We start from the raw sequence: 24,978 nt of genomic DNA on the forward strand, positions 1-24,978 counted from the left end.
ACCGGACACGATCGAAAGGCCTACGGGAAACTCCATGGCTACAACGGCAGTTCAACCTCGGCTGTGCAGCCCACCAGCATTTCTCCGTTCTGGTTGGTCAGGCGCAGCTTCACCTGAACGAGCGGCACACCCCAGGTCGACTCCGCTTGCCTGTCGACGATCTCGGCGTCGAAATAGGTCACGTCACCCTCGAAGGCGGGCGTGCGGAAGTCGGCCTTGGAGTGGCGCACCAGGCCGTCGTGGCCGGCCCAGTATGCGAGGTAATCGGTGCACCAGGCGCCCATCGTTGCGCCATAGCCGTAGGCGCGCGCCATGCCGACTTCGCCGGCTCGTTCGGCGTCGATATGCCCGCGCGAGGGGCCGACGTAAAGCCCGTCGCGCTTACGCGGGTCGATCATCGCGTCTTCTTCGTCGAAGGCAAAGTCTTTGCCCCAGCCCGGATCCTGATAGACCCACGGATCCTCGATGCCGGGCGGCGCGACCCAGTGGAAGGTGCCCCAGATGTTGAACAGGAACGCGCGATATTCGGTGGTGAAGCTGGCGATGCTGTGCGGGCCGATCACGCGGCGCGGCAGTGTGTCCCCGACCTTCACCTCGTCGAAGCGCGGTGACAGACCCGTCCGATTGGACTCGAGCCACTCCCGACGTAGGCGCTCGACCGCCTCGAGCTCGGTTTGTGTCCACCGTTTGATCTCGCCGAGCTGATTCTCGAACATGCCACGCTTGGTCGCTTCCTCGTAGAGGTAGCGGATCGCGGTGGAACGTTCCCGCGCCACCAGGGTGCCGTGCTGGTTGGTGTGGATGGTGTCACCGCGTGAAAACATCGTCGGGCCGGCGAATTTCGTCTCGGTCACCTTGTAGTCGTGGAACCGACGCTCCTGAAACAGCTTGTCGCCGGGCCGCACCGGACAGCCGTAGAACCACCACTCCTCACCGCCGAAGATCAAGTGGCTGTTCGGAATATGACCCACGCATGCGGGCGCCGCGCCGTGCCCGTAGTCCAGGGCCACCGCGATGGACTGCGGTGCGACGATGCCGCCGAACTTCGAGTCGCGGGCGAACCGCTCGTCCCAGTGCAGCGGATTGGGGTAATCCATCGCCATCACCCAGCGCCGGATGTCGGAGGAACTACACGGATCCCACAATTGTCCGCCGCCGACCGGCTTGCCCACCCGGTGATCGACGTCGGACAAGTCGAGCTGCGCGTCCAAATCAGTCGTCTTCTCGGTCATCGACGCCCCGTCAGCGATTCACGTCGACAACGATGCGGCCGCGCACTTGGGAATCCATGAGTTCTCCCGCCGCGGCGATCGCCTCCGCCAGCCCGATCTCCCGGGCGATCGAATCCAGCGCGCCGGCATCCAGGTCGTCCGACAAGCGTTTCCAAGCGGTCATGCGCCGCTGCTTGGGCGCCATCACGCTGTCGATGCCAACCAGGGAGACGCCGCGCAGAATAAACGGCGCAACCGTTGCCGGAAAGTCCATGCCGCCGGCCAGGCCGCAGGCGGCAACGGCGCCGCCATACCGCGTCTGCGCGCAGGCGTTGGCCAGCGTGTGGCTGCCGACGGTGTCGACGACGCCCGCCCAGCGTTCCTTCTGCAACGGCTTACCGGCCTCGCCGAGCTCGGCGCGGTCCAGGACCGTGACGGCGCCGAGCTGCCGCAGGAACTGCTCTTCGGACGACTTCCCCGTCGCGGCAGCCACTTTGAACCCGGCCGCAGTCAGTAGTGCGATTGCGACGGTGCCGACACCGCCGGTCGCGCCGGTCACCAGGATCTCGCCCTGATCGGGAGACACTCCGTGCTGCAGCAGGGCACCCACGCACAGACTGGCGGTGTAGCCCGCAGTGCCGATCGCCATCGCCTGGCGCGTCGTGAAAGCGGTTGGCAGCGGTATCAGCCAGTCGCCGTTGAGGCGGGCACGCTGAGCGAGGCCGCCCCAGTGCGTCTCGCCGACGCCCCAACCGTTGAGCACCACACGGTCGCCTTTGCTCCAGTCGGCGTGGCTGCTCTCGGTCACGACGCCGGCCAGGTCGATACCCGGAACCATCGGGAACTTGCGCACGACAGGTGATTTGGCCGTGATGGCCAGGCCATCCTTATAGTTCAGCGTGGAGTACTCGACGTCGATGGTTACGGTGTCGTCCGGGCCGTCAGGCAGCTGCGCCTCGTCCAGTTCCGTCACACCAGCCGTTTGGCCCGCGTCGCCCTTCTCGATCAGAATTGCCGAAAACATCTGTGTCCCATCCCTTCGCGATCGCCTGAAGCTACTGTGCGGGCGCGCAGCCCAAGGTGCTCTTGACCTCTAAATACTCGTGGAACCCGAACTCGCTCCACTCTCGACCGTTGCCGCTGTGCTTGTAGCCGCCGAACGCCGCGTTCATGTCGAAAGCATGATTGATCGTCACCCAGCCGGCCCGGATCTTTCGGGCGACCTCGCGCGCCTTGTCCACGTCGGCCCCCGAGACATAGCCGGCCAGACCATAATCGGTGTCGTTGGCGATTTCGACGGCCTGATCGATGTCGTCATAGCCGAGGATGCACAGCACCGGCCCGAAGATCTCCTCGCGGGCGATCGTCATGTCGTTGCTGACGTCGGCGAAGACGGTCGGCTTGACGTAGTAACCCGTGTCCAGCCCCGCCGGCCGGCCAGGACCGCCCGCAACAACGGTCGCGCCCTCGTCGATGCCCTGCTGGATCAGCCGCTGCACCTTCTCGAACTGTGCCTTCGACGCCACCGGGCCGATCGCCCTCGAGTCGTCGGGGCTGCCCACCTTCACCTGCTCGGCGATCCCACGCGCGATGGTGATGGCCTCAGCCATCCGCGAATTCGGGATGAGCATGCGCGACGGCGCGTTACAACTCTGGCCGGAGTTCGGCATCATGTTGACCACGCCGGCACGAACGCTGTCGGCGAACCCTGCATCATCGAGCACGATGTTGGGGCTCTTGCCGCCGAGTTCCTGGGTCACCCGCTTCACCGTCGGAGCGGCATTCGTGGCCACCTCGACGCCGGCGCGGGTCGACCCGGTGAACGACACCATGTCGATGTCGGGATGGCTCGCCAGAGCGACGCCGACGCCGGGGCCATCGCCGTTCACCAGGTTGTACACACCGGCGGGCACGCCGGCGGCCTCGAGGATCTCGGTGAAGATGTAGGCCGAATACGGCGCCACCTCAGACGGTTTCAGGATCATCGTGCACCCGGTTGCCAACGCCGGGTACACCTTGACCGCGATCTGGTTGAGCGGCCAGTTCCACGGCGTGATCAGCCCGCACACGCCGATCGGCTCCTTGGCGATCAGCGTTGCCCCGTGCTGTTCCTCGAAAGGGAACTTCTTCAGCACGTCGAGAGCCGTTGCCAGATGACCGATCCCGAGTTGGACCTGCGGGCCGGCGGCCAGCGAGGGCGGCGCGCCCATTTCCTCGGTAACCGCATCGGCGAGATCGCCCGCACGCTTCTGGTATTCGGCGAGGATGGCCCCGAGCAGATCCAGGCGCTGTTCGCGACTGCTTTGCGACCAGCTGGTGAAAGCGCGTCGGGCGGCCTTGACTGCCGCATCGACATCGGCGGCCGAGCCGAGCGAGATCTGCCCGGAGACCTGCTCGGTCGCCGGGTTCTCGACGTCGAATGTGTTGGGCCGTACCGGGTCGACCCAGCGCCCGTCGATGTAGAATTTCAGGTATTCGCGCATGATGTCATCTCTCTCTTACTGGGTGCCTTCGGCGTACCAGGTACGGAATTCACCGTAGTTGGGCATTTCCTCGGAGTTGGCCTTCGGGTCGATGCAGACGTGCACGACGGCGGTCTTGCCGCTGGCATAAGCGCGCTTGATCGCCGCGCCGATCTCCTCTTCCTTTTCGACGTATTCGCCGTGGCAGCCGAAGCCTTCGGCGATTTTGTCGAACCGCACGTCTTTGCTCCAGTGCACACCGGGCTGCGGTGACGGCTGCTCGAAGGTGCGTTTGTAGACGCCGACTTCGAGGCCCCATTGGTGGTCGACGCCGACGACGCATACCAGCGGCAGCTTTTGACGTGCGGCGGTCTCCAGCTCGGCGATATGGAACATGAAGGAGGAGTCGCTGGTCAGCAGCATGACTGGCCGTTTGCCTCCGTCGGCGATCGACGCACCGACGGCATAGGGCAACCCCGTGCCGAGGTGGCCGAAGTTCTGGTTCCAGATGACGTCGTGCGGCTTGGCCTGCGAGTAGGTCCATTGAAAGATCACCGTCGCGCCGCCGTCGCGGACCATGATGCCATGGGCGGCGAACGCCGCAAAAGCGCGAGTGGCCTCGACCACGAAGCGCGCGGGGTGGATCGGTGACCGGCCGCTGGGCGCGGTCTCCGCCAATTCTGCGAGCTGGTCGGCGTCCTGTTTGATCCAGCGCGCAAGATCCGCCGTCGGCGACCGTGGGCTGTCCTGCAGCGCTTCTACCAGCTGGGGCACCACGCCGCGCAGGTCTCCCACCAGCGCCACATCGACCGGCCGGTTCACCCCGATCGCCATGGGATCCTGCTCGACGTAGATCCATTTGCGGGTGGCGTTGTTCTGCTCCCAGTGCCGAGTTTTGCCGTAGTGAACCGGTTCGCCGAGCTCGGTGCCGAGCGCGATGCACAGGTCGGATGCCACGACGGCCTCGACTGCCGCCGACGAAAAGCCGTACGGGAAGGTGCGATCTTCCAGGCCCGCGATGAACGAGGTGCCACCGGATGTCTGGATCACCGGACAGCCCATCAGCTCCGCCAGCTCTTTGACCGCCGCTCCGGTGCGCGACGTGTGAACGCCGTGGCCGACCAGCAGGATCGGGTTCTCGGCCGCGCGTACCAGACTGGCTGCTGCCGCGATCTCCCGTGCGCCCGCCCCGTGGTTGGCAAGGCGATACGCGCTGGGGGGAAGGGGATCTGGGACATTCAACTCTTCCAGAATCACGTGTGACGGAAACTCGATGTAAGCCGGGCCGGGCGTGGTCGACATCGCACGCCGAAGCGCCTCCCGAACGATTTCGTCGGTCTGGTCGGCATATTCGATCGACGCGCTGTACTTCACCGCCGGCGCGAAAAGTGCTTCCTGGCGGACGAACTGGATACGCCCGCGCCGGACCCGCCGTTCGGTGATCCGAGCTCGCTGGCCGCCGAGGAAGATGACCGGTGAGTTCTCCACCTTGGCGCACATCATCGCCCCGGCAATATTGGCCACGCCGGGACCCAGCGTGCCGATGCACAAGCCCGGCTTGCCGGTCATCCGTGAGACGGCTTCGGCCATGAACCCCGCGCTCTCTTCGTGATGAGGCGAGATCACCGCCCAGCCGCGCGATTCCGCTTCAAGGAACATGTGCACGAAGTTCGGGTCCGGGATACCGAACAACGTGTTCACACCCTCCGCCTCGAACAGGTCGAGGATGCGCTGGTAAACGGGCACAGCCATGCGTCAAAATTCCTTTCCATCGCGAGCGGCGGCAAAATCACCCTTTGGCAAAGTGTTTCGGTCGATGTTGGGTCCGCTCGAGCCGATTTCGTCGAGGATCTCCGCGGTGTCTGCGCCGAGGTCTGGCGCCGGCCCGGCCACGTGACCCGGTGTCCGAGAGAACCAAGTGGGTACGCCCGGGAAGCGCACGGGTCCGTGCTGGGTGTCCACAGTCTCGAACAGGCCGACGGCGTTGAGATGCGGATCGTCGAACAACGCTCCGGGCGTATTGATTGGCGCGGCCGGTATCTCGAGTTCGCGAAAGAGCGCCAGCCACTCCCGCGTCGAACGCTGTTTCATCGTCTCGGCCACCAATCCGTAGACAGTGTCGATCTGGCGTGCCCGCTGTTCCAACGTCGAGTACAGCTCACTGGCCCACGGCGGCCGCACTGCGTCCATGAAGGCGTTCCAGTGCTTGTCGTTGTAAATCAATGCGGCGATGTGCCCGTCACTGGTGCGGTACGGACGACGATTGGGCGCCACGGTGCGCGGATACACCGCCGGCCCCAGGGGAGGGTCGAACATGGCGCCGTTGGCATGTTCGACGAGCATGAACGCGGCCATGGTTTCGAACATGGCGACCTCGACCTCCTGCCCTTCCCCAGTGCGCTCACGGTGAAACAACGCCATCGTCGTCGCGTACAGCGCGGTCAGCCCGGCGACCTTGTCGGCGATGATGGTGCCGATGTAGTCGGCCTCGCCGGTCAGCTGCTGTTGTACCGCGGGCAGGCCGCACTCAGCCTGGATCGTGTCGTCATAGGCGGGCCGGTCGCGGTCGGGTCCACGGTGCCCGTACCCGTAGCAATTGGTGTAGACGATCGCCGGGTTGATCGCGACGACGTCCGCGTAGGCAAAGCCAAGCTTGGCAATCGCTTTGGCGCGCATCGAGTGGATGAATACGTCGGCGGTCTCGACAAGCGCCCGCAGCGCCCGTGTTCCGGCGTCGGTTCGCAGGTCCAGCACGATGCTGCGCTTGCCGCGGTTGACGTTGACGAACACGCCGCTCATGGCCGGTGCCGGACCGACCGAGATATAGCGGGTGGTATCGCCTTGTGGTGGTTCGACTTTGATCACGTCAGCGCCCATGTCGGCCATGATCTGCGTGCAGTACGGGCCCATCACCATTCCGGTGAGGTCGATTACCCGCACGTCGGCCAGCGGTCCCGTCCTAGCCATGGACTGCGCCTTGATCGCTGAAGCGCCGCGCCGCCTCGAAGCTGTAGCGGATGTGCTGGTCGTGACCGTCGGGTACGACCGGAAAAACCAACGGCTCGGCGATATTTCGAATCGAATCCAGCTGCTCGGCGACGTCCTCGAGTGTCCAGGACGGGCGGCACACGCCCGGGGCCTCGGCGATGACGGCCCGCGCCACCCGGCCCGCCAGCGCGATGAACATCTCTCCGGTCACCGAACAGGATTCGTGGGCGAGCCAACCCACCACGGGCGCGACGAGATCCGGGCCCATCGGCGGGTAGGCCGAGGTGTCGATCCCGGCGGCCATTCGGGTCACCGCGGCCGGAACGATCACGTTGCACGTCACGCCGTCGGCGGCACCTTCGAGGGCCGCGACATTGGACAGCCCGATCACCCCGGCCTTGGCGGCGGCGTAGTTGGCCACGTCGCGGTTTCCGTACCAGCCGCCGATCGAGGAGGTCAACACGATGCGTCCGTAGCCGGCCTGGCACATCACCGGAAATGCGGGCCGCACCACGTTGAACGCACCACGCAAGTGCACGTCGAGCACCGCGTCGAAATCCTCGTAGCTCATCTCCTTCAGCGATGCACGGCGCACGATCCCGGCATTGTGGATCAGGATGTCGACGCGGCCGTACCTATCGAGCGCCGCGTCGATGATCGCCTTCCCGCCGGCTGCGGTGGCCACCGAGGCCGTGTTCGCGACGGCTTGACCACCGGCCGAGACGATTTCGCGCACCACGTCCTCGGCCGGTGTACCGTCGGCGCCGTCCCCGGTGAGGCTGCCACCGGGGTCGTTGACGACGACCTTCGCCCCACGCGACGCGAGCAGCAGGGCGTATGAGCGGCCGAGTCCTCGGCCCCCGCCCGTCACGACGGCAACTCGGCCCTCAAATCTCAAGCATCTCAAGTCAGGCATTCAGCTTCCAAGGACCAGGCCATCGAGATCACCCTTGGCGCGCCATTCCTTGAGCAACCCGTCGAACGCGTAGAAGCCGGGCATGTAGTAATCGCCGAGGGCCGAGCGGATACCCTCACCGCCACCGCCGCCCTCGTTGTTGTAATACCCGGGTGTGCAGGAGACCGCGAATTCGGACATGTCCATTGAGGTTTCGCGGATCGTCCTGATCCAGCCGTCCTGAGCCTCCTGGCTCGGCTCCACGGTCGTCGCGCCGCGCGCGATCGCTTCGGAAACGATGTAGGCGATGTGTTCGGCCTGCTGCTCGAGCATCGCGGTGGTGTTCCCCGCCACGCCGCCCTGAATGAAGCCGGTGAAGAACTGATTCGGGAAGCCTCGGCTGGTTATGCCGTGCAGTGACTTGTAGCTGTCGCGCCAGTGATCGAAGAGCGACAGGCCGTCGCGGCCCTCGATCACCTCGACCGCGTAGCGGCGGCTGATGTCGGTGGTGATCTCGAAGCCGCTGGCGAAGATCACGCAGTCGACCTCGTACTCCACGCCGTTGGCGACGATCCCCTTCTCGGTGAGCCGTTCCACGCCTTTGGATTCCGACACGTCAACCAGCGTGACGTTGGGGCGGTTGAACGTCGGCAGGTACTCGTCATTGCTGCAGGGACGCTTGCACAAGAACCGGTAGTACGGCTTGAGCGCTTCGGCCGCCTCCGGGTCGTCGACGAGCTCCGCGACGCGCCGCCGCAACCGCTCCATGACCTTGTAATCCTCTTCTTCGCGCATGGCCATGATCTGCTCGATGGTCAGCGCCGTGGGATCGTCGGAAGCCGCGATCCGCGCGGTCAGGTTGCGCCCGAGTTCCGTCCAGAAATCGCACACCATGTCGGGCTCGTCGAACACCGCACCTTCGCCCAACGGTGACCAGCGGTGGAAGTTGCGCTTGCGTTGCTCCTGCCAGCCCGGCTGCAACGACGCCGCCCACTGCGGGTCGGTCGGCTCGTTGCCCCGCACGTCCACCGACGACGGCGTCCGCTGAAACACGTAGAGATGCTGGGCGTCTCGGCCCAGGTGCGGAACCAGCTGCACGCCGGTCGCGCCGGTGCCGACCAGCGCCACCCGCTTGTCGCCCAGCTTGTGCAGTCCGCCGTCGGCATCCCCGCCCGTGTAGTCGTAATCCCAACGGGCGGAATGGAACATGTGCCCCTTGAAATCCTTAAGCCCGGGAATGCCGGGCAGCTTCGGCCGGTTGAACGAACCCTGCGCCATCACCACGAACCGGGCGCGGATGTCGTCACCGCGATTGGTGCTCAGCCGCCAGCGCTTGATCGACTCGTCCCACCGCGCCGCGCGGACCTGGGTGTGTAGGATCGCGCCGTCGTAGAGCCCGAAATGCTTTGCGATGCGCCGGCAGTGCTCGTAGATCTCGGCACCGTCGGAAAATTTCTTCGACGGCATGTAGTCGAGCTCTTCCAGCATCGGGATGTAGCAGTACGCGTCGTTGTCGCACTGGATTCCCGGAAAACGATTCCAGTACCAGACCCCGCCGAAGTCCCCGCCCATCTCGATGATGTGCACGTCCTCGACGCCGGCCTTCTTCAGGTACGCGCCCGCCAGCAGTCCGGTGATGCCGCCGCCGAGGACCGCCACGTCGATGTCCTCGTTGATCGGCGTGCGCGGCGTCACCGGCGTGTGGGGATCTACTTCGGCGAAGTCGGCAAAGTCCTCTTTGAGTTCCAGGTACTGCTTCGAGCCCTCCGGACGCAGTCGCTTATCGCGCTCGAGCAAATACTTGGCGCGCAGCGCATCGATATCGATGTCGTCCGGTGTCTGTGTCGGGCCGCACGTCTCGAACAGTGTCATCTAGCTCAAAGCTCCTGCGGTTCGCCGGTACCCATGTACTTCGACAGTTGGTAATGGAGGTTGACGGTGCTGCGTTCGCGGTACGGGTTGGGCTTGGTGCCTTGGAAGCCAAGGGATTTCATGCCCCGCTGCACGGCGGCCATGTTGGAGAAGTCCTGGGGCAATACCGACCGCCACCGAGGATCGCCGACCGGCGTGTACTCCCATTCCGTTTGGGGCTCTTGGCCTTTCGGATACAGCTCGAACACCGACACCTCGAAGATGCACTTGTTCGGGTCGTAGCTGGGATGCGGGCGCGCGCTGTAGCACAGCGCAACGGTCAGACCCTGACCGATCTGGAAGTTCGGGAAGAGCTGCCAGGCCGTACCCGCCTGCCCGAGAATGTCGGACGGAATCGTCGGCCAGATCACGCCGCGGGCTTCGTCGTCGCGGCGCGCCGAGGACAGCCAGTGCTCGAGCACCTTGTCGGGAGGCGTGCCCTCGGGCAGTTCGTCCACCAACCGTTTGGCGGCGTTCACCAGCGTCTCGGTGGTGGAGGTGTTGGTCTCCTCCATGGTGTACACCTGCATCTCCGCGGTCGAAATACGCGGGTCGCCCGTGCCCAGTCGGATCTTGGACTTAGTGGTCTCCATGTCCTCCGGAGCGTCGTAGCCGATATTGCTGTGTCTGCCCTGCGCCTTGGCCCAGCCCTTGAATTCGCCGAACTTGTTGAACTCCGGATGGGTTGTGTAGACGTGGTACGTCTCGTTGAACGCCTCCAGCGCGACCTTCCAATTGCAATCGAAGGACACCCATTTGCGCCATTTGCAGCGCATGTTCTCCAGTCCGAAGGGGTCGAGGATCTTCGCCGCCGGAAACAGGTAATCGGCCAGCGGCTCGCAGTCGGGGTCCATGTTGATCCACAACCAGCCGCCCCAGGTGTCGACCTTGACCGGTCGGAGATGGGTGTTGTCGGGAGTCAGCGCTTCCCGCCAGTCCTGCTGTTCGCGGATGTGCGTGCACGCCCCGTCCAGGCCGTAGGTCCAGCCGTGGAAGCCGCAGACGAACGACTTTCGGGCGCGGCCGGTGGCGTTCTTCGCGCCCTCGGGGGTGTCGATCAGCCGGCGGCCGCGGTGCATGCACACGTTGTGGTGGGCGCGAAATTCGTGGCTGCCGGTGCGTACCACGATGATCGAGTCGTCGAGAATGTCGTAGGTCAGGTAACTGCCGATCTCGGGCAGCTCTTCGACACGACCGACCTGCTGCCAGACTTTGCGCCATAGCTTGTCGCGCTCAGCGCGGGCATAGTTCTCGCTGATGTACGCCTCGACACCGATCGTCATCGGTTTCGAGAGTTCCTCGGGTGCTGAGGAATTCACGGCGGGATTCTCCCTGGCCAGATCGGTCATTACATCCTCCTGATGGCCGCGCGGAAGGATTCGTCTTTGAGAAACAACGAGGTGTTGTCGGCGCCGAGATGGCTCCATTTGAGGTCGAGCCCGCCGTCGACGAGCAGCGTCTGGCCGGTGACGTAGCTGGACATCTCCGAGAGCAGGAAAAGGATTGCGCCGGCCTGTTCCTCGGGCCGCCCGCGCCGGCCCATCGCGATCGCCTGCCGATCCCGATCCGGGTCCTCGTCGACGTAGGTGCGCGACGCCGCGGTTTCGGTGACGCCGGGCGCCACGGCATTCACCCGGATTCCGGCCAGCGCCAACTCGAGCGCCATGGTGCGGGTCATCGTTGTGATGGCGGCCTTGGCGGTTCCGTAGGCGATGTGAAACGGCGCAGTGTTCATGCCGCTGATCGAGGAGATCGACACAATTGAGCCGGGTCGCTGCTGCGCGACCAGCTCAGCCGCCACCGCCTGACTCATGAAAAACGCCGTCTCCAGGTTGTCGGCGAAGATCTTGCGCCAGTCGTGACGCGTCACCCGGGTCGACGGCATCCAGGTCGACGGCTCGGCGCCGCCCGCGACATTGACCAGACCGTACAGGGTGCCGTCGGCCCGCGACGCTTGCTCGATGACCGCGGCGATGCCCTCGTCGGTCGACGCGTCTGCCGCGACGGGCACGACAGCCAGACCCTCTCGTGCCAGCGGAACGACGTGTTCGTCGAGGTTTTCCTTCGAGCGGCTCACCGCGATCACGGTGGCGCCCGCCCGGGCGGTCATCGCCGTCACGGTCGTGCCGATGCCGCCACCGCCGGCACCGGAAACCACCACGATGCGACCATCGAGCCTGAGCTGATCCTGCATAGCCTGCTTTCCCTGCGGCGGGCGCCGCTGCGGCCGCGCCAGAAATGTCTATTTTGTCTGGACAAAATATGTAGTTCTGCCTATCGGAGAATACTATTCCGAAGCGTGGACAAGGCTGTCAAGGTGGGCTCGACGGCTCGGTCGCGGCTATTGTCTGGACTAGGACGAGTTGATAGCGTCCAGGCCAAACAGGCGCTTCCGTTCGAGATGGGAAGGACCTCGGCGAGATCATGGCCAGCTCAGCGCAGCCGTCGCGGTATGGACCGACCCAACCCGTCGCCGTCGCGGAAGGCTGGCGAGTCGAGCGGGTCACCGCTGCCAGCCGGCTGTTCGGCGCGAACGGTTTGCGCACCGGCCCGGACGGTCGGGTTTACATCGCACAGGTGACTGGCAGTCAGATCAGCGCACTTGATCCCCGCACCGGCGACCTGGAAACCTTCAGCCCCAAGGGGGGCGAGATCGTCGCCCCAGACGATGTCGCGTTCGACGCCGGCGGCAACCTCTATGCAACGGAGGTCATGGACGGTCGGGTCAGCATGCGCGACACCGCCGGGCGCACCCGGGTGCTGCGCGACGACGTTCCGTCCGCCAACGGCATCACCGTTCATCGGGACCGGTTGTTCATCGGTGAATGCCGCGAGGGTGGGCGCCTGCTGGAGTTCGACCTGGGCGGCGGGCCGCCGCGGGTGCTGCTGGAAAGCGTGCCCTCACCGAATGCGATGGAAGTGGGTCCGGACGGCCTGCTGTACTTCCCGGTGATGGGCGCCAACGAGATCTGGCGCGTCGATCCCGACGGCGGCGAACCACAGTGCGTCGCAAGTGATCTCGGTGTGCCCGACTCGGTGAAGTTCGACCCGCAGGGCTACATCGTCTCGACCCAGGTGGCCAGCGGGCAGGTGTTGCGCATCGATCCGCGCAGCGGCGAACAGCGGGTGCTGGCCCAGCTGAGTCCGGGGCTGGACAACTGCACCTTCGTCGGTGACCGGGTGCTGGTATCCAACTTCACCGGCGAGATCACCGAGATATCGCCGGACGGCACCACGCGAACGGTACTGCCCGGCGGGCTGAACTGGCCGCTGGATCTGACCGTGGGTCACGACGGGCGGCTCTACATCGCCGACGGCACGTACTTCTATGTCGCCCTGCCGGACGGATCGTTGCATACAGTCGGAATGTTGTTCAGTCCCGGCTATCCGGGATTCCTGCGCGGCGTCGTGGCCAGTGGACCCGGCGAGTTCGTGGTGACGACGTCGGGTGGCCAGGTCAGCCGCTACCGGCCTGGCGCGAGCGAATGCGAGGTGCTGGCAGACGGTTTCGACCAGCTCTACGGCGTCGCGATTGGGCCCTATGGGCTCGTCTTCGCCGAGTTGGGCACCGGACGGCTGCTGTCGTTGCGGTCTGGCGGTGCTGAGGTGTTGGCGACCGGCTTGCGGGACCCCGTCGGTGTTGCGATCGACGCGACCGGGGCGTGCCTGGTAGCCGAGGCCGGTGCCGGACGGGTGGTCAAGGTGAACGGGTCGGGGATCGACACCGTCGTGGCTTATCTGGAACGCCCGCAAGGCATTTCGATACACGACGGGGTGCTCTACATCGTCGATGCCGGTGCCAAGGAGTTGATCGCGTTCGATCTGAATACCAACCTGCGGCACACCATCGCTTCGGGGTTGCCGGTCGGCCCGCCGCCGGGCGTAGTTGCCAAGCCACTGATAGGAATGCCGCCGTTTTCCGGGCCGCAGGGCCCCTTCGCCGGCGTCGCCGCCGCGGCCGACGGGACGCTCTACATCTCGGCCGACGGTGACGGCAGCGTACTGGCCGTGCGCCGGGATCACCGCCTGGGAAACAGCTGATGTCCCAAGCAATCTCCAGCGAGCACCGCTACCTGCAGATCGCGCGCACATTGCGCAAAGAGATCGTCGACGGGGTTTATCCGGTGGGCTCGCAGCTACCCACCGAGCACCAATTGTGCGAACGATTCGAAGTCAGTCGCTACACGGTGCGCGAGGCGCTACGCCGACTGCGCGAAGACAACCTCATCGCGTCGCGCCCCCGAGCGGGCACCCGGGTGGTTCCGCGGCCGGCGTCCAGTTCGTATGCGCAGGACGCGATGTCGATCGACGACCTGCTGGAGTTCGCCGCCGGCGCGCAACTGAACATCGAGTCCAACGAGATGGTGACCATCGACGACGACCTTGCCGCCCGGACCGGACTTGAGGTCGGCAGCCAGTGGCTGTTGGTGCGCGGCTATCGGCAAGCCGACGGCGCGTCGGTTCCCCTGTGCCGAACGGAGTATTACATCAGCCGCACTTTCGCCGCCGTCGGCAGGCTGCTGCAACGTCACACCGGACCGATTTTTCCGTTGATCGAGGACCTGTTCGGTGTGAGCATCTCCGAGTTGCACCAGGAAATCGCGGCGGTGTTGCTGTCCCCCGACCTTGCCGACGGCCTCGGTGTCGAGGCGGGGACGGCGGCGCTGCAGATGCGGCGCAGCTATAAGACCTCTGACGGCGAGATGGCTCAATTGACGATCAACACCCACCTGTCGTCGAATTTCCGCTACGCGATGACCATGCGCCGCGTGAACGGTCAGGCCGGCTGAGGTGATCGCGCCAGCCCGCCAGGACACGGTACGCGCGGCGCAGGCGTACCGGCGCGGGCTGTGGGTGCAGACCACGTTGGCTGACGCGCTGCGCCTGGCCGCGGAAAATGCGCCACAACGGACGATCCTGGTGGACAAGGACACTCGGCTGGACTGTGCCACGCTCTACACTCAGGCCACCGGGCTGGCTAACGCCCTGCTGGACCGGATGGCTACCGGCAGCACCGTGTCGTTCATGTTGCCGAACTGGCACGAGGCCGCCGTCATCTATCTGGCGGCGACGCTGGCCGGCATGGTGGTGAACCCGATCCTGCCGTCGCTGCGCGACCACGACTTACGCTTCATCCTCGAAGACGTCGAGACCGCGATGATCTTCGTCCCGAACAGCTTCGGCGGACACGACTACGCGGCGATGCTGCAACGCGTGACCGCCGCGATGAACTCAGCCCCCGAAGTGGTGGTGCTGCGCGGCGAATCCGGTTCGCACACACCGTATCCGGTTTTGCTGGAGCGTCAGCCGGATGACTCGCGGCTACCGGCCCTCGATCCTGATGCGGTGCGGTTGGTCCTGTACACGTCAGGCACCACAGGACGACCGAAAGGCGTACTGCACAGCCACAATTCGATACATGCGCTGATCGCTCAGATCGGCGACCAGTGGAACGTCGAGCCGGGCGACACATTTCTGGTTCCGTCGCCCGTCGCCCACATCGGCGGCTCGATATACGCGTTCGAATGCCCGCTGCTCCTGGGCACCACCGCGGTCCTGATGGACCGGTGGGATCCGTCGCTGGCCGTGGCACTGATGGACGGCGAACGTTGCACGCACATGGCCGGGGCGACACCGTTTCTGCAGCAGCTGTTGTCCGCCGCCGAACGCGCCGGCAGCCACCTGCCCGACTTGAAGGTCTTCATCTGCGGTGGCGCCTCGGTGTCGCCACCGCTGATCCGCCGCGCCGCCGAATATTTCGACCGCGCGGTAGTAACCCGCGTCTACGGCTGCACGGAAGTGCCCGTCGCGACCGTCGGCGCACCCCGGAAGGACGAAGCCGGCCAAGCCGCAGACACCGATGGGCGGGCCGGCATCGCCGAGATCGAACTCGTCGCCCACCACGCCGCGCCGGAAGGTGACGGTGAGATCTGTGTGCGCGGGCCGCAGATGCTGCTGGGCTACCGGCATCCCGAAGACGACGCCGACTCGTTCGATGCCGCAGGGTTTTTCCGCACCGGAGACCTCGGGCGCTGGGTTGATGGCCAGTACCTCGTGGTGACCGGCCGGGCCAAGGACGTCATCATCCGCAACGGCGAGAACATCTCGGCCAAGGAGGTCGAGGACCTGCTCGCCGACCACCCCGGCATCGCCGAAATCGCGATCGTCGGACTGCCCGACGACCGAACCGGCGAACGGGCGTGTGCGGTGATCGTGCCGGCCGGCGAGCCGAGGCCGGATGTCGCCAGCCTGCTCGCGCTGCTGCACAGCAAGGGCGTCGCGAAATTCAAGGCCCCAGAACAGGTCGTCGTCTGGGACGCGCTGCCCAAGAACGACGCGGGCAAGGTCCTCAAACATCAGATCCGAGCGGTTCTAACACGGGATGGGTGAGATGCAGGTCGCAATCGTCACGGGCGCAACCAGCGGCATCGGTTTGGGCTGCGCGAAAAAACTCGCCGAAATGGGCATGGTCATCCTCGGCACGGGCCGCGACGAGGACCGACTGGCCGAGCTGGAAAAGTCCGTCGGCGATCCGGCGCGGGTCGCGACGTTGGCCGTCGACCTGACCCGTGACGACGCCCCCCGACGCATCGTCGACCTCGCCGTCGAGCGGTGGGGTCACATCGACTTCCTGATCAACAACGCCGGAGTCGGCAGCCCCAAACCGCTACACGAAACCGACGACGAAACACTGGACTACGTCCTGGGTTTGATGCTGCGGGCCCCGTTCCGGCTGGCCCGCGACGTGCTGCCACACATGGGGCCCGGATCGGCGATCGTCAACATCACGTCGACTTTCGCCGTCGTCGGCGGGCTTCGCGGCGGGGCCTACTCCGCGGCCAAAGGCGGGCTGACCGCGCTGACCACCCACATCGCCTGCCAGTACGGCGCCTCCGGCATTCGTTGTAACGCCGTCGCGCCCGGCGTGACGGTGACGCCGATGGTCGAGAAGCGCTTGACCGACGAGCGGTTCCGCAAGATCAACACCGAGATGACGCCGCATCAGCGGCTGGGCACCGTCGATGACATCGCCAGCACCGTCGCGTTCTTGTGCTCGCCGGGTGCGAGTTTCATCAACGGGCAGACGATCGTCGTCGACGGCGGCTGGAGTTCGACGAAGTATTTGTCGGAGTTCGCGTTGTCCTCCGAGTGGGTCGCGCGGTGAACCCGCGCGATCAGGTGCGCGAGTGGACGCGGGCCCGGATGGGCGCGGCGGCGATCGTGGTGAACGGCACGGCGATCGGAAAGTCGTCGTCGAGCGATTGAACTTCGGCACGCCTGACGATGGTTGCCAGCCCGAGGGTTGCTTCGAGCAGCGCGAAGTGATCGCCGATGCAGGATCGCGGGCCACCGCCGAACGGCAGGTACTGCCAACGATCCCGGCCCTGCGAGTTCTCCGGGCTGAACCTGTCGGGGTCGAAGACCAACGGCCTGTCCCATACGGCGGGATCGTGATGCAGCGCGTAGATCCCGACCAACACCATCGTGCCGGCTTCGACCCGACGGCCGTCGACCTCGATGTCCTGCATCGCCGTGCGGGCCACCGCCGCGGCAGGCGGACACAGGCGCAGCCCCTCGTGCAACACCCGGACCGTGTACTCGAGCCGTGAAACGTCCTCCGGTGTCAGGGCGCGGTCGCCCAATGCGGCGACTTCGGCGGCGACCTTGTCCTGCAGCTCCGGATGGCGGCCCAGCGTCCACAAGGCGTAAGTCAGGGCGGTCGCCCTCGTATCGTGGCCGGCCAGCAGGAAGATGATCAGCTCATCGCAAATCTGGGTGTCGGTTAATGGTTGTCCGGTCGCCGGGTCGGTCGCGGCGATCAGAGCGTGGACTAGCGGTGCGTCCCGAGTCGGATCGTCTCGGCAGGCCCGGACAATCTCGCCGGCAAGCTCATGCAAAGCGCCGCTGGCCGCCCGGGCACGGTGGCGTCCCGGGGTCGGCAGCCAGTGCGGGGCGCGCACCGGCCGAAGGCCGCGGTCCATCACATATTTCGTGACGGTGACCAGCGGCGCCGCCAATGCGTCGGCCCGCTCATCGAGGTCTAAGCCCAGCACCGCGCGACCCAACACCCGCAGGGTCAGCCTGCGGCATTCGGTGTCGAGATCGATTTCGGCGCCGTTTCGCCAGGCGCGGGGAACGAGTTCGGCGGCGTCGGCCATGTGGCCCGCGAAGGCCGCGACATGCCGTTTGGTGAACACCGGCTGCAGCGCTCGTCGGCGAGGCAGCCAGGCGTCATGCGCAAGGTCGAACAAATTGCTTCCCATGACACGGCGCAATTCCTCGAATATTGGAAGTGTCTTGTCCACGAACGCGTCCGGACGGCCTATGACGTCGCGGGCACCCTTCGGGGACGTCACGACGACCACATTCGGCATCATCCAGGTGGGGGCCAGGCTGCATCGCGTCACCGGCCCGCCGGTATCACGCAGCGTTTCGAAACCGGCGTGGTATGCCCGTACCGCCTTCACCTGTTGCAGATACGGCAGCGGATTCTTCGGTGCCAGCGGCAATGCCGCCACCTCGACCGTCCCGACCATTCCGATCACCCCTCTCGACGCGAGGAGCGTCGCACGGCTTTGGCCGCGCGAGATGAGTAGTCGACTACTTCATTTCTCCCGTCGACGTTCACCGACTGAAACTGACGCCTGCCCTCGCGTGTCGTCGCCGGTATCCGCCTGCGGCGCACCTAAGCTGGCTGGGATCAAGAGGAGGGGCAGCGACGTATCGGCAGCAACTACGGCGCCGGACGACAAAGTGGTCAGGGCGCGCAAACAGCGAGCACTGAGCCGGGCGGGACTAACCCCGCACCGGCACCTTCTGCTCGGCGGCGCAGATGGGTTGCCCCGGTGCAGCGTGTGCGCCGGGTGGGCCGACTGGCCGTCTGGGATCGACTCGAGCGCCGCAACGGTATTCCCGCGCTGGATGGTCTTCGTGCGATAGCGGTCGCACTGGTCCTCGTCGGGCACGGCGGCATTCCCGGCGTCAGCGGCGGGTTCATCGGCGTCGACATCTTCTTCGTCCTCAGCGGATTCCTGATAACTTCGCTGCTGCTCGACGAGCTCGGCCGCAGTGGTCGTATCGAGTTGACCGGGTTCTGGATTCGCCGGGCGCGACGGCTGCTACCGGCGCTGGTGCTGATGGTCCTCGTCGTGGGCGCGGCCCGCGAACTTCTTCCCTCACAATCCCTTACCGGATTGCGAAGCGACGCGATCGCCGCGTTCTTGTGGATGGCGAACTGGCGGTTCGTGGCGCAGAAGACGGACTACTTCACCCAGGGCGCCCCACCCTCTCCGCTGCAGCACACCTGGTCCCTCGGGGTGGAGGAGCAGTACTACTTTGTCTGGCCCGTCCTGCTGATCGCCGTGACGCTGTTGTTGGCAACGCGAGCCAGACGCTACTTCCAGCGGGCCACCGTGGGCGGGGTTCGGTTCGCCATCTTCCTGATCGCCACACTGGGGGCGCTGGCATCGGCCGCGGTTGCCATCGTCCTGGTCTCCGACGCGACACGTGACCGGATCTATTTCGGGACCGATACCCGCGCGCAGGCGTTGCTGACCGGCTCTGCCGCAGCGGCTCTGCTGGTGCGGGATTGGTCGTCGCTGAACCAGGGCTGGTGTCTGATCCGGACCCGTTGGGCGCGGCGGGTTGCCCGCATCCTGCCGGTCCTCGGGCTGGCGGGTCTGGCCGCGGGGGTTCACTACGCGACGGGCAGTGCCGGCGAGTTCCGCCACGGCCTGCTGATCGGGGTGGCGCTGGCGGCCGTCCTGGTGATCGCCCCGGTGGCATTGGAACAGCGCGGCATCGTGGCCCGTGTCCTGGCGTGGCGCCCGTTGGTGGGGCTGGGCACCATTTCCTACGGCGTCTATCTGTGGCACTGGCCGATCTTCTTGGCGCTCAACGGCGAACGCACCGGATGGTCCGGGGTCGCGTTGTTCGCCGCCCGCTGTGCGGTGACGGTGGCGGTGTCCATCGCGTCCTGGTGGTTGATCGAGCAACCCATCCGGCGGTGGCGACCGGAACGGGTGCCGTTGTTGCCGCTCGCGGCGGCCACCGTGGCATCGGCTGCCGCGGCGACCATCATGGTCGTTCCGGTCGGAACGGGCCCCGGGCTCCGCGAGGTCGGCTTGCCGCCCGGAGTTTCGGCCGTCGCGGCGGTCTCGCCGTCCCCGCCCGGCGCCCAGCCCGCACCCCGGCCCCGAGATCCCAACCGGCCCTTCACCGTTTCGGTGTTCGGCGACTCGATCGGGTGGACCTGGATGCACTATCTCCCGCCGACGCCCGGATTCGCGTTCCTCGACCACACCGTCATCGGCTGCAGCCTGGTACGCGGCACGCCCTACCGGTATATCGGCCAAACCCTGGAGCAGAAAGCGGAATGCGACACCTGGCCCGGTAGATGGTCGACGCAGATCAACCAGGACCAACCCGACGTCGCGCTGCTGATCATCGGCCGCTGGGAAACCGTGGACCGGGTCAACGAGGGAAAGTGGACCCATATCGGCGATCCGACCTTCGACGGGTACCTCAAAGCCGAGCTGGAGCGGGCGCTGAACATCGCGGGCTCCACCGGTGTTCGGGTGATGGTCGCCACCGTGCCCTACAGCCGGGGTGGTGAAAAGCCGGACGGCCGCCTGTATCCCGAGGACCAGCCGGACCGGGTAAACCAGTGGAACACCATGCTGCGCAACACGGTTAGCCATCACCCGAATGTCCAGATCCTCGATCTGAACAAAAAGCTATGTCCGGACGGCGTTTACACCGTCAAGGTCGACAGCATCAAGGTACGCAGCGACGGCGTCCACCTCACCCCGGAAGGCGTGAAATGGCTGACACCGTGGCTCGAAGAGTCCCTGCGGTAGCGGTTAATCGCTGGTGCGGCAGCTGACTTCCATGCTGTCGGCTTCCCGGACCAGGAAGTTGAAGCTGACGTAGCCGTTGCCGGGGTCCCGTACGTAGTCCAGATACGGCGCCATGTCGGGCGCGCTGGCGTTGTCGGCGACCACCAGCACACCGGCTGACAAGTGCGGCTCGAGCAGCTTGATCACCGGCAGATACAGATCTTTCCAACCGTCCAGCAGGACGAAATCGACCGGGCCGTCCAGGTCCGCCAGCGTGGACAACGCGTCTCCTTCGAGAACGGTGATCACGTCGTCCACCCCGGTCTGGGCGAATGTCTTTTTCGCGGCGGCGATCTTGGTCTCGCTGAGCTCGGTGGTCACCACCCGGCCACTGCCGTTGTCGCGCAACGCCGCCGCCAGATGAATGGCCGAGATACCGAAGGACATCCCGAACTCGACCACCGTCGCCGGGCGGGTGGCGCGCACCAGCGCGTAGAGCAGTCGGCCGGCCTCGGGGGTCACCGGGATGTAGAACTCACTCATCGCCTCGGTGCGTTCCTGTGTGGTCATCGGCCGATTGAGCTGACCGCCCTTCTCGCGCAACAGCGACATCTGGTTCTTTGCCTCGGTGTACATCCGGTCGAGTTCCGTCGCGATCCTGGGGTCCTGCAGTGAATTGGCCATGCTTCCGAGCGTAGGCGTGGCAGGTGGCCTGCACCGGCCTGGGTGTGTCGCACACCACAAATCGTTTGACGAGCAGTATGTCCCGGTGCGACCATGGATTCTTGCATGCACCTCGGTAGGTGAGGCGTCTGCACGGACACAGGCCACTGACCCCGAACGTCGAGAGACGCCCCGGGTCAGGACAGCTCTTCCCGGACCCAAGGGTTGAGCCCAAGTGGCTTCCGGACGGGAAGCGATCGCAAGCGCGGCGAAGCCGGGCGAAGCGGGTCGCGACCATCGACGATGTTCCGGATACGCCGTGCAGTGCCGAAGCTCCGACGAGAGGGGTGTAGGTTCGGCGGATTTCCGTCGAGCGCTTTGCCTCTTCCGTACAGGTGTCCGTGCAGCTGATATGTAGTGACACCCGCGTGTGTCCCGGCCGTGAGGAGGTGAGGGCGAGATGAGCGACATCAGTCCCGGCGATAGTCCCTATCCCAAATCCATCTTGTTCCGATCCGGTTCCGGCATTCTTTTCGGCGCCTGAGTTTTCTCGAAGGGCGTATTACGTTGTGTCGCTGCGCATGACGCGCTAAATGCCACGAGCCGATCGGCCTCCAGACAGGAGAAAGATCATGGCTTTTGTTGTTGCACACCGTGTTTCCGGTGTTACCAAGGTGTCCGGACGGACCATGCTGCGGGTAGACCGGTTGCTGGACAGGCTGCGTGCACTGCACGTACCGACCCCGCAGGAGCGGGCCGACCGCTACGTGTCGCGGATGCCCATCGCGGTACTGAAGCACTGACAGCGAGAATTCGATGACTTCGCTCTCCGCCCAGGTGACCTCCGATGGGTCCGTGCTGACATCGGCGCACGCAGGCGACATCGTCGGCGCGTTCGGGCGCATCCGACGAGACGACACCGGCGCAATCAGCGGCCGGTGGCGTCGCCTGCGGACGCTGATGGTCATCACCGGTCCTGGCCTGATCGTGATGGTCGGTGACAACGACGCCGGTGGCGTTGCGACGTACGCGCAAGCCGGACAGAACTACGGGATGACCCTGTTGTGGACGCTGACGCTGATGATTCCCGTGCTCTATGTGAACCAGGAAATGGTGGTGCGGTTGGGCGCGGTCACCCGGGTTGGGCACGCACGGTTGATATTCGAGCGCTTCGGCAAGTTCTGGGGTGCGTTCAGCATCAGCGACCTGCTGATCCTCAACGCACTGACGATCGTCACCGAATTCATCGGCGTAGCACTGGCGCTCGGGTTCTTGGGCTGCCCCAAGATCATTGCTATCCCGGCCGCTGCCGTGTTGCTGTTCGCTGTGGTGGCCGGGGGCTCATTTCGCCGCTGGGAAGGGCTGATGTTCCTGCTGATCGCGGTGAACGTGGTGATCGTCCCGATGGTGTTGCTGGTGCACCCGACCCTGAAAGTGGCTGCCGGCGGACTGGTTCCGACGTTTCCGGGTGGCCTCGATTCCACTGTGCTGCTGTTGATCGTCGCGCTGGTGGGCACCACGGTGGCGCCGTGGCAGTTGTTCTTCCAGCAGTCGAACGTGGTGGACAAGCGCATCACGACGCGCTGGATTGCTTACGCACGAGCCGATTTGATCATCGGAATCGTCGTGGTCATCGGCGGGGCCACCGCGTTGATGGCGGTGACCGCGTTCGGGCTGGCCGGCACCGAAGACATCGGCAACTTCACCGACGCGGGCGCGGTCGCTTCCGCGCTGTCCGCGCACCTCGGCGGCACGGTGGGAGTGCTGTTCGCGATCATCCTGCTGGATGCGTCGCTGATCGGAGCCAACGCGATCGGGCTGGCCACCAGTTACGCCGTCGGCGATGCGATGGGCAGACGGCATTCACTGCATTGGAAGATCAGCGAGGCGCCGATGTTCTACGGCGGCTACGCCTTGCTGCTTGTGGTCTCGGCGGCGGTCGCGTTCAGCCCGGATCACATCCTGGGCCTGGTGACCCAGGGTGTGCAGGCGCTCGCCGGTATTCTGCTGCCCTCGGCGACTGTGTTCCTGGTCCTGCTCTGCAACGACCGGGCGGTTCTGGGTCCGTGGTCAAATACGGTGCGGCAGAACGTCGTCGCGTGGACCATCGTGTGGTCGTTGGTGCTGGTGTCGCTGGCGTTGACGGCGACGACGTTGTTTGCGGGCCTGTCCACCAAGACCATCGAGGGTGGGCTCGCGGTCGGTGCGGTGGTCGGCATCGTCGGTGCCGTGGCCGTGAGCATCCTGGGCCGGCGGTATAACGACCGCCGCGAGGCCGAAACTATTGTGCAGACGCTGGGCGGCGGTCTGGATCCCGAGGAGATCGACGAACTCGACGACGGGCGACGGCTGATGCGTGCCGAACGGCGTGCCATTCGCCGGCAGGACCGGGCGAATTGGGCGACCCCCAGCCTCGCGACGCTGACCCGCCCGGTGATGTCACCGGCGCGCCGGGCGGGGCTGTTCGCCCTGCGGGGCTACCTTGTGGTGGCTGTGGTGTTGGTCATCGTGAAGATCGTGCAGGTCGGTTTGGGGTAGGCCGAGCAGACGCAAAAGCACCCGACACGCGCGTGCGGGTGCTTTTACGTCTGCTCGCCGTGCGGCTTACCCGTTGGGCAGCAGAACGATCTTGCCGTGGGTGTGCCGCCGCTCGAGTTCCTCGTACGCATCGGCGACCCGGTCGAGCGGATAGGTGGCGGCGATGTCGAAGTCGACGGCGCCGCTGACGACCAGGTCGGCGATTTCGGTGAGCACTTCCGGTGTGGACGCCTCGGCACTGCCTTCGGTTTTGGCGCCGACTTCGCCGGCCTTCTGAAACGAGATGATCGTGTCGATCCGCTCGGGTGCCACACCGAGATCCACGGCGAGTTGGACGTAGTCCGGCCCGAATAGGTCGATGAACGCGTCGATTCCGTTCGGCGCCGCCTCGCGCAGTCGCGCCGCCAGCCCGTCACCATAGGTGATCGGTGTGGCACCGTGTGCGCGCAGCCAGTCGGCGTTGCCCGGCCCCGCGATGCCCAATATCACCGCCTGGCGCAGGGCCAGCAGTTGCACGACCAGGCTGCCGACTCCGCCCGCGGCCGCCGAGACGGCAATCGTCTCGCCCGGCTGCGGGTCGACCGCGTGGACCGCCGCGTACGCCGTCGCACCGACCACGTACAGCGAACCCGCTGCCTCCCAACTCAATTGGGGCGGCTTGCGGATCAGCTGGTCCACCGGGACGGCGGTGTGGGTGGCGTGGCTGGACCGTCGGAAGCTGAAACCCAGGACCTCGTCGCCGACGGAGAACTCGGTGACCCCGGACCCCACGGCGGTCACGACGCCGGCCAGGTCGCTGCCCTCGCCGGACGGGAACGTAGCGGGGAACATCTCATGCAGGGCCCCCGTCCGGATGCCGGCCTCGCCGGGATTGATCCCGGCGGCGCGGACTTCTACCACTACTTCGCCCGCCTCCGGCGACGGCACCTCTATATCCGCTACGTACAACACATCCCGATCCCCGTAACGGTCGAACCGTACCGCGCGCGCCGTTGTGGGCGTCATCCTTAGCTCCTATCCGTTCGGGAACCCCCGCGATCGTTGACGTTATGCCCGTGGCCAACGCCGCGGGCGTTGCCCTTGTTCCCGCCTACAATTCGCAGTAGCGTCAGGCGCCGCGGCAAACTGGTGTACGGGGTTGGCAGCTGTTGCGGGTTGAGTGGTCGGTAGTTGTCGGTGGTGTGCTCTAGGAACAAAGGTGTGAATCTCGCGGTGTGGGCTGAGCGCAACGGTGTGGCTCGGGTGACTGGGTATCGATGGTTCCGTGCCGGGCTGTTGGCGGTACCCGTCCGGCGAGTGGGGCAGTTGATTCCGGTGGACGAGCCGATCGGCGAGGCTGGGCCGCCAGCGCGCACGGCCGTGTATGCGCGGGTCTGGTCGGCGGATCAGAAAGCTGATCTGGATCGGCAGGCGGCGCGGGTGACCGCGTGGGCAACGGACCAGCAGATCCGGGTCGACAAGGTGGTCACTGA

At 65.6% G+C, this 24,978-nt stretch carries 19 protein-coding genes, 1 pseudogene and 1 riboswitch; of the genes and pseudogenes, 8 read left to right on the forward strand and 12 right to left on the reverse strand.

Annotated features, from left to right (window positions below):
- Positions 1-38: 38 nt before the first annotated feature.
- Genes VML93_RS31435 through VML93_RS31475 form a run of 9 tightly spaced genes read right to left on the reverse strand, consistent with a single transcriptional unit; the run spans position 39 to position 11,661 of the window.
- Positions 39-1,232: an FAS1-like dehydratase domain-containing protein gene (locus tag VML93_RS31435; RefSeq protein WP_325616630.1), complete on the reverse strand. Its 1,194-nt coding sequence runs from the start codon at positions 1,230-1,232 to the stop codon at positions 39-41.
- Between the two features lie 10 nt (positions 1,233-1,242).
- Positions 1,243-2,235, reverse strand: coding sequence for an MDR family oxidoreductase (locus VML93_RS31440; RefSeq protein WP_325616632.1), 993 nt, complete (start codon positions 2,233-2,235; stop codon positions 1,243-1,245).
- Between the two features lie 31 nt (positions 2,236-2,266).
- Positions 2,267-3,694: an aldehyde dehydrogenase family protein gene (locus VML93_RS31445; protein WP_325616633.1), complete on the reverse strand. Its 1,428-nt coding sequence runs from the start codon at positions 3,692-3,694 to the stop codon at positions 2,267-2,269.
- Positions 3,695-3,709: 15 nt separating this feature from the next.
- Positions 3,710-5,425: a thiamine pyrophosphate-binding protein gene (locus VML93_RS31450; RefSeq protein WP_325616636.1), complete on the reverse strand. Its 1,716-nt coding sequence runs from the start codon at positions 5,423-5,425 to the stop codon at positions 3,710-3,712.
- A gap of 3 nt (positions 5,426-5,428) precedes the next feature.
- Complete coding sequence (locus tag VML93_RS31455; RefSeq protein WP_325616665.1) at positions 5,429-6,622, reverse strand: CoA transferase; 1,194 nt, start codon at positions 6,620-6,622, stop codon at positions 5,429-5,431.
- Positions 6,623-6,632: 10 nt separating this feature from the next.
- Entirely contained in the window at positions 6,633-7,577 is a 945-nt protein-coding gene (locus VML93_RS31460) for an SDR family NAD(P)-dependent oxidoreductase (RefSeq protein WP_325616638.1), read from the reverse strand.
- Positions 7,578-9,428: an NAD(P)/FAD-dependent oxidoreductase gene (locus tag VML93_RS31465; protein ID WP_325616640.1), complete on the reverse strand. Its 1,851-nt coding sequence runs from the start codon at positions 9,426-9,428 to the stop codon at positions 7,578-7,580.
- A 5-nt stretch (positions 9,429-9,433) separates the two neighbouring features.
- Positions 9,434-10,816 (reverse strand): aromatic ring-hydroxylating dioxygenase subunit alpha, encoded by a 1,383-nt coding sequence (locus tag VML93_RS31470; RefSeq protein WP_325616642.1) that lies wholly within the window; start codon positions 10,814-10,816, stop codon positions 9,434-9,436.
- The gene (locus tag VML93_RS31475) at positions 10,816-11,661 is read right to left on the reverse strand and encodes an SDR family oxidoreductase (RefSeq protein ID WP_325616644.1); all 846 of its coding nucleotides are present in this window, start codon (positions 11,659-11,661) and stop codon (positions 10,816-10,818) included. The genes VML93_RS31470 and VML93_RS31475 overlap by 1 nt, the downstream gene beginning before the upstream one ends.
- A gap of 230 nt (positions 11,662-11,891) precedes the next feature.
- On the opposite strand from VML93_RS31475, the gene VML93_RS31480 reads away from it, so the two are divergent.
- From VML93_RS31480 to VML93_RS31495, 4 genes are read left to right on the forward strand one after another with little or no spacing between them, the layout of a single operon-like run.
- Positions 11,892-13,508: an SMP-30/gluconolactonase/LRE family protein gene (locus VML93_RS31480; protein ID WP_325616646.1), complete on the forward strand. Its 1,617-nt coding sequence runs from the start codon at positions 11,892-11,894 to the stop codon at positions 13,506-13,508.
- Positions 13,508-14,257 carry a GntR family transcriptional regulator gene (locus tag VML93_RS31485; protein ID WP_325616650.1) on the forward strand — a complete coding sequence of 250 codons (750 nt, stop codon included), beginning with the start codon at positions 13,508-13,510 and terminating at the stop codon, positions 14,255-14,257. Before VML93_RS31480 ends, VML93_RS31485 begins: the two co-directional genes overlap by 1 nt.
- A 1-nt stretch (position 14,258) precedes the next feature.
- Positions 14,259-15,857 (forward strand): AMP-binding protein, encoded by a 1,599-nt coding sequence (locus VML93_RS31490; protein ID WP_325616652.1) that lies wholly within the window; start codon positions 14,259-14,261, stop codon positions 15,855-15,857.
- On the forward strand, positions 15,850-16,632 hold the full coding sequence (locus tag VML93_RS31495) for an SDR family oxidoreductase (protein WP_325616654.1): 783 nt from the start codon (positions 15,850-15,852) through the stop codon (positions 16,630-16,632). Before VML93_RS31490 ends, VML93_RS31495 begins: the two co-directional genes overlap by 8 nt.
- 10 nt (positions 16,633-16,642) lie before the next feature.
- Here VML93_RS31495 and VML93_RS31500 read toward each other — a convergent pair whose 3' ends face one another.
- A complete protein-coding gene (locus VML93_RS31500) occupies positions 16,643-18,004 on the reverse strand; it encodes a cytochrome P450 (protein ID WP_325616656.1) in 1,362 nt (453 codons plus the stop codon).
- A 318-nt stretch (positions 18,005-18,322) separates the two neighbouring features.
- Here VML93_RS31500 and VML93_RS31505 point away from each other — a divergent pair, with 318 nt between their 5' ends.
- Complete coding sequence (locus tag VML93_RS31505) at positions 18,323-20,326, forward strand: acyltransferase family protein (protein WP_325616666.1); 2,004 nt, start codon at positions 18,323-18,325, stop codon at positions 20,324-20,326.
- Between the two features lie 3 nt (positions 20,327-20,329).
- Here the strand turns inward: VML93_RS31505 and VML93_RS31510 are convergent, their stop codons facing one another.
- Positions 20,330-20,989 (reverse strand): O-methyltransferase, encoded by a 660-nt coding sequence (locus VML93_RS31510; RefSeq protein WP_325616658.1) that lies wholly within the window; start codon positions 20,987-20,989, stop codon positions 20,330-20,332.
- A gap of 104 nt (positions 20,990-21,093) precedes the next feature.
- Positions 21,094-21,322, forward strand: a riboswitch (M-box (ykoK) riboswitch).
- 278 nt (positions 21,323-21,600) lie between these two features.
- Between VML93_RS31510 and VML93_RS31515 the strand changes: the two genes are divergently transcribed.
- Positions 21,601-21,771, forward strand: coding sequence for a hypothetical protein (locus tag VML93_RS31515; RefSeq protein ID WP_325616660.1), 171 nt, complete (start codon positions 21,601-21,603; stop codon positions 21,769-21,771).
- A gap of 13 nt (positions 21,772-21,784) precedes the next feature.
- Positions 21,785-23,506: an NRAMP family divalent metal transporter gene (locus VML93_RS31520; RefSeq protein WP_325616662.1), complete on the forward strand. Its 1,722-nt coding sequence runs from the start codon at positions 21,785-21,787 to the stop codon at positions 23,504-23,506.
- A 66-nt stretch (positions 23,507-23,572) separates the two neighbouring features.
- On the opposite strand, the gene VML93_RS31525 is transcribed toward VML93_RS31520, so the two are convergent.
- Entirely contained in the window at positions 23,573-24,511 is a 939-nt protein-coding gene (locus VML93_RS31525) for an NADP-dependent oxidoreductase (protein WP_325616663.1), read from the reverse strand.
- A gap of 195 nt (positions 24,512-24,706) precedes the next feature.
- Between VML93_RS31525 and VML93_RS31530 the strand changes: the two are divergent.
- A pseudogene (locus VML93_RS31530) lies at positions 24,707-24,978 on the forward strand (IS607 family transposase); the annotation flags it as partial.

The organism is Mycobacterium sp., from assembly GCF_035499775.1.
In the GTDB taxonomy this organism is placed as follows: domain Bacteria; phylum Actinomycetota; class Actinomycetes; order Mycobacteriales; family Mycobacteriaceae; genus Mycobacterium.

Excerpts from the sequence above, each read along its gene's own strand:
- VML93_RS31480 (WP_325616646.1), top strand. The coding sequence starts at position 11,892 with ATGGCCAGCTCAGCGCAGCCGTCGCGGTATGGACCGACCCAACCCGTC.
- VML93_RS31445 (WP_325616633.1), bottom strand. The coding sequence starts at position 3,694 with ATGCGCGAATACCTGAAATTCTACATCGACGGGCGCTGGGTCGACCCG.
- VML93_RS31520 (WP_325616662.1), top strand. The coding sequence starts at position 21,785 with ATGACTTCGCTCTCCGCCCAGGTGACCTCCGATGGGTCCGTGCTGACA.
- VML93_RS31440 (WP_325616632.1), bottom strand. The coding sequence starts at position 2,235 with ATGTTTTCGGCAATTCTGATCGAGAAGGGCGACGCGGGCCAAACGGCT.
- VML93_RS31500 (WP_325616656.1), bottom strand. The coding sequence starts at position 18,004 with ATGGTCGGGACGGTCGAGGTGGCGGCATTGCCGCTGGCACCGAAGAAT.
- VML93_RS31515 (WP_325616660.1), top strand. The coding sequence starts at position 21,601 with ATGGCTTTTGTTGTTGCACACCGTGTTTCCGGTGTTACCAAGGTGTCC.
- VML93_RS31470 (WP_325616642.1), bottom strand. The coding sequence starts at position 10,816 with ATGACCGATCTGGCCAGGGAGAATCCCGCCGTGAATTCCTCAGCACCC.
- VML93_RS31460 (WP_325616638.1), bottom strand. The coding sequence starts at position 7,577 with ATGCCTGACTTGAGATGCTTGAGATTTGAGGGCCGAGTTGCCGTCGTG.
- VML93_RS31495 (WP_325616654.1), top strand. The coding sequence starts at position 15,850 with ATGGGTGAGATGCAGGTCGCAATCGTCACGGGCGCAACCAGCGGCATC.
- VML93_RS31510 (WP_325616658.1), bottom strand. The coding sequence starts at position 20,989 with ATGGCCAATTCACTGCAGGACCCCAGGATCGCGACGGAACTCGACCGG.
- VML93_RS31450 (WP_325616636.1), bottom strand. The coding sequence starts at position 5,425 with ATGGCTGTGCCCGTTTACCAGCGCATCCTCGACCTGTTCGAGGCGGAG.
- VML93_RS31525 (WP_325616663.1), bottom strand. The coding sequence starts at position 24,511 with ATGACGCCCACAACGGCGCGCGCGGTACGGTTCGACCGTTACGGGGAT.
- VML93_RS31465 (WP_325616640.1), bottom strand. The coding sequence starts at position 9,428 with ATGACACTGTTCGAGACGTGCGGCCCGACACAGACACCGGACGACATC.
- VML93_RS31475 (WP_325616644.1), bottom strand. The coding sequence starts at position 11,661 with ATGCAGGATCAGCTCAGGCTCGATGGTCGCATCGTGGTGGTTTCCGGT.
- VML93_RS31435 (WP_325616630.1), bottom strand. The coding sequence starts at position 1,232 with ATGACCGAGAAGACGACTGATTTGGACGCGCAGCTCGACTTGTCCGAC.
- VML93_RS31485 (WP_325616650.1), top strand. The coding sequence starts at position 13,508 with ATGTCCCAAGCAATCTCCAGCGAGCACCGCTACCTGCAGATCGCGCGC.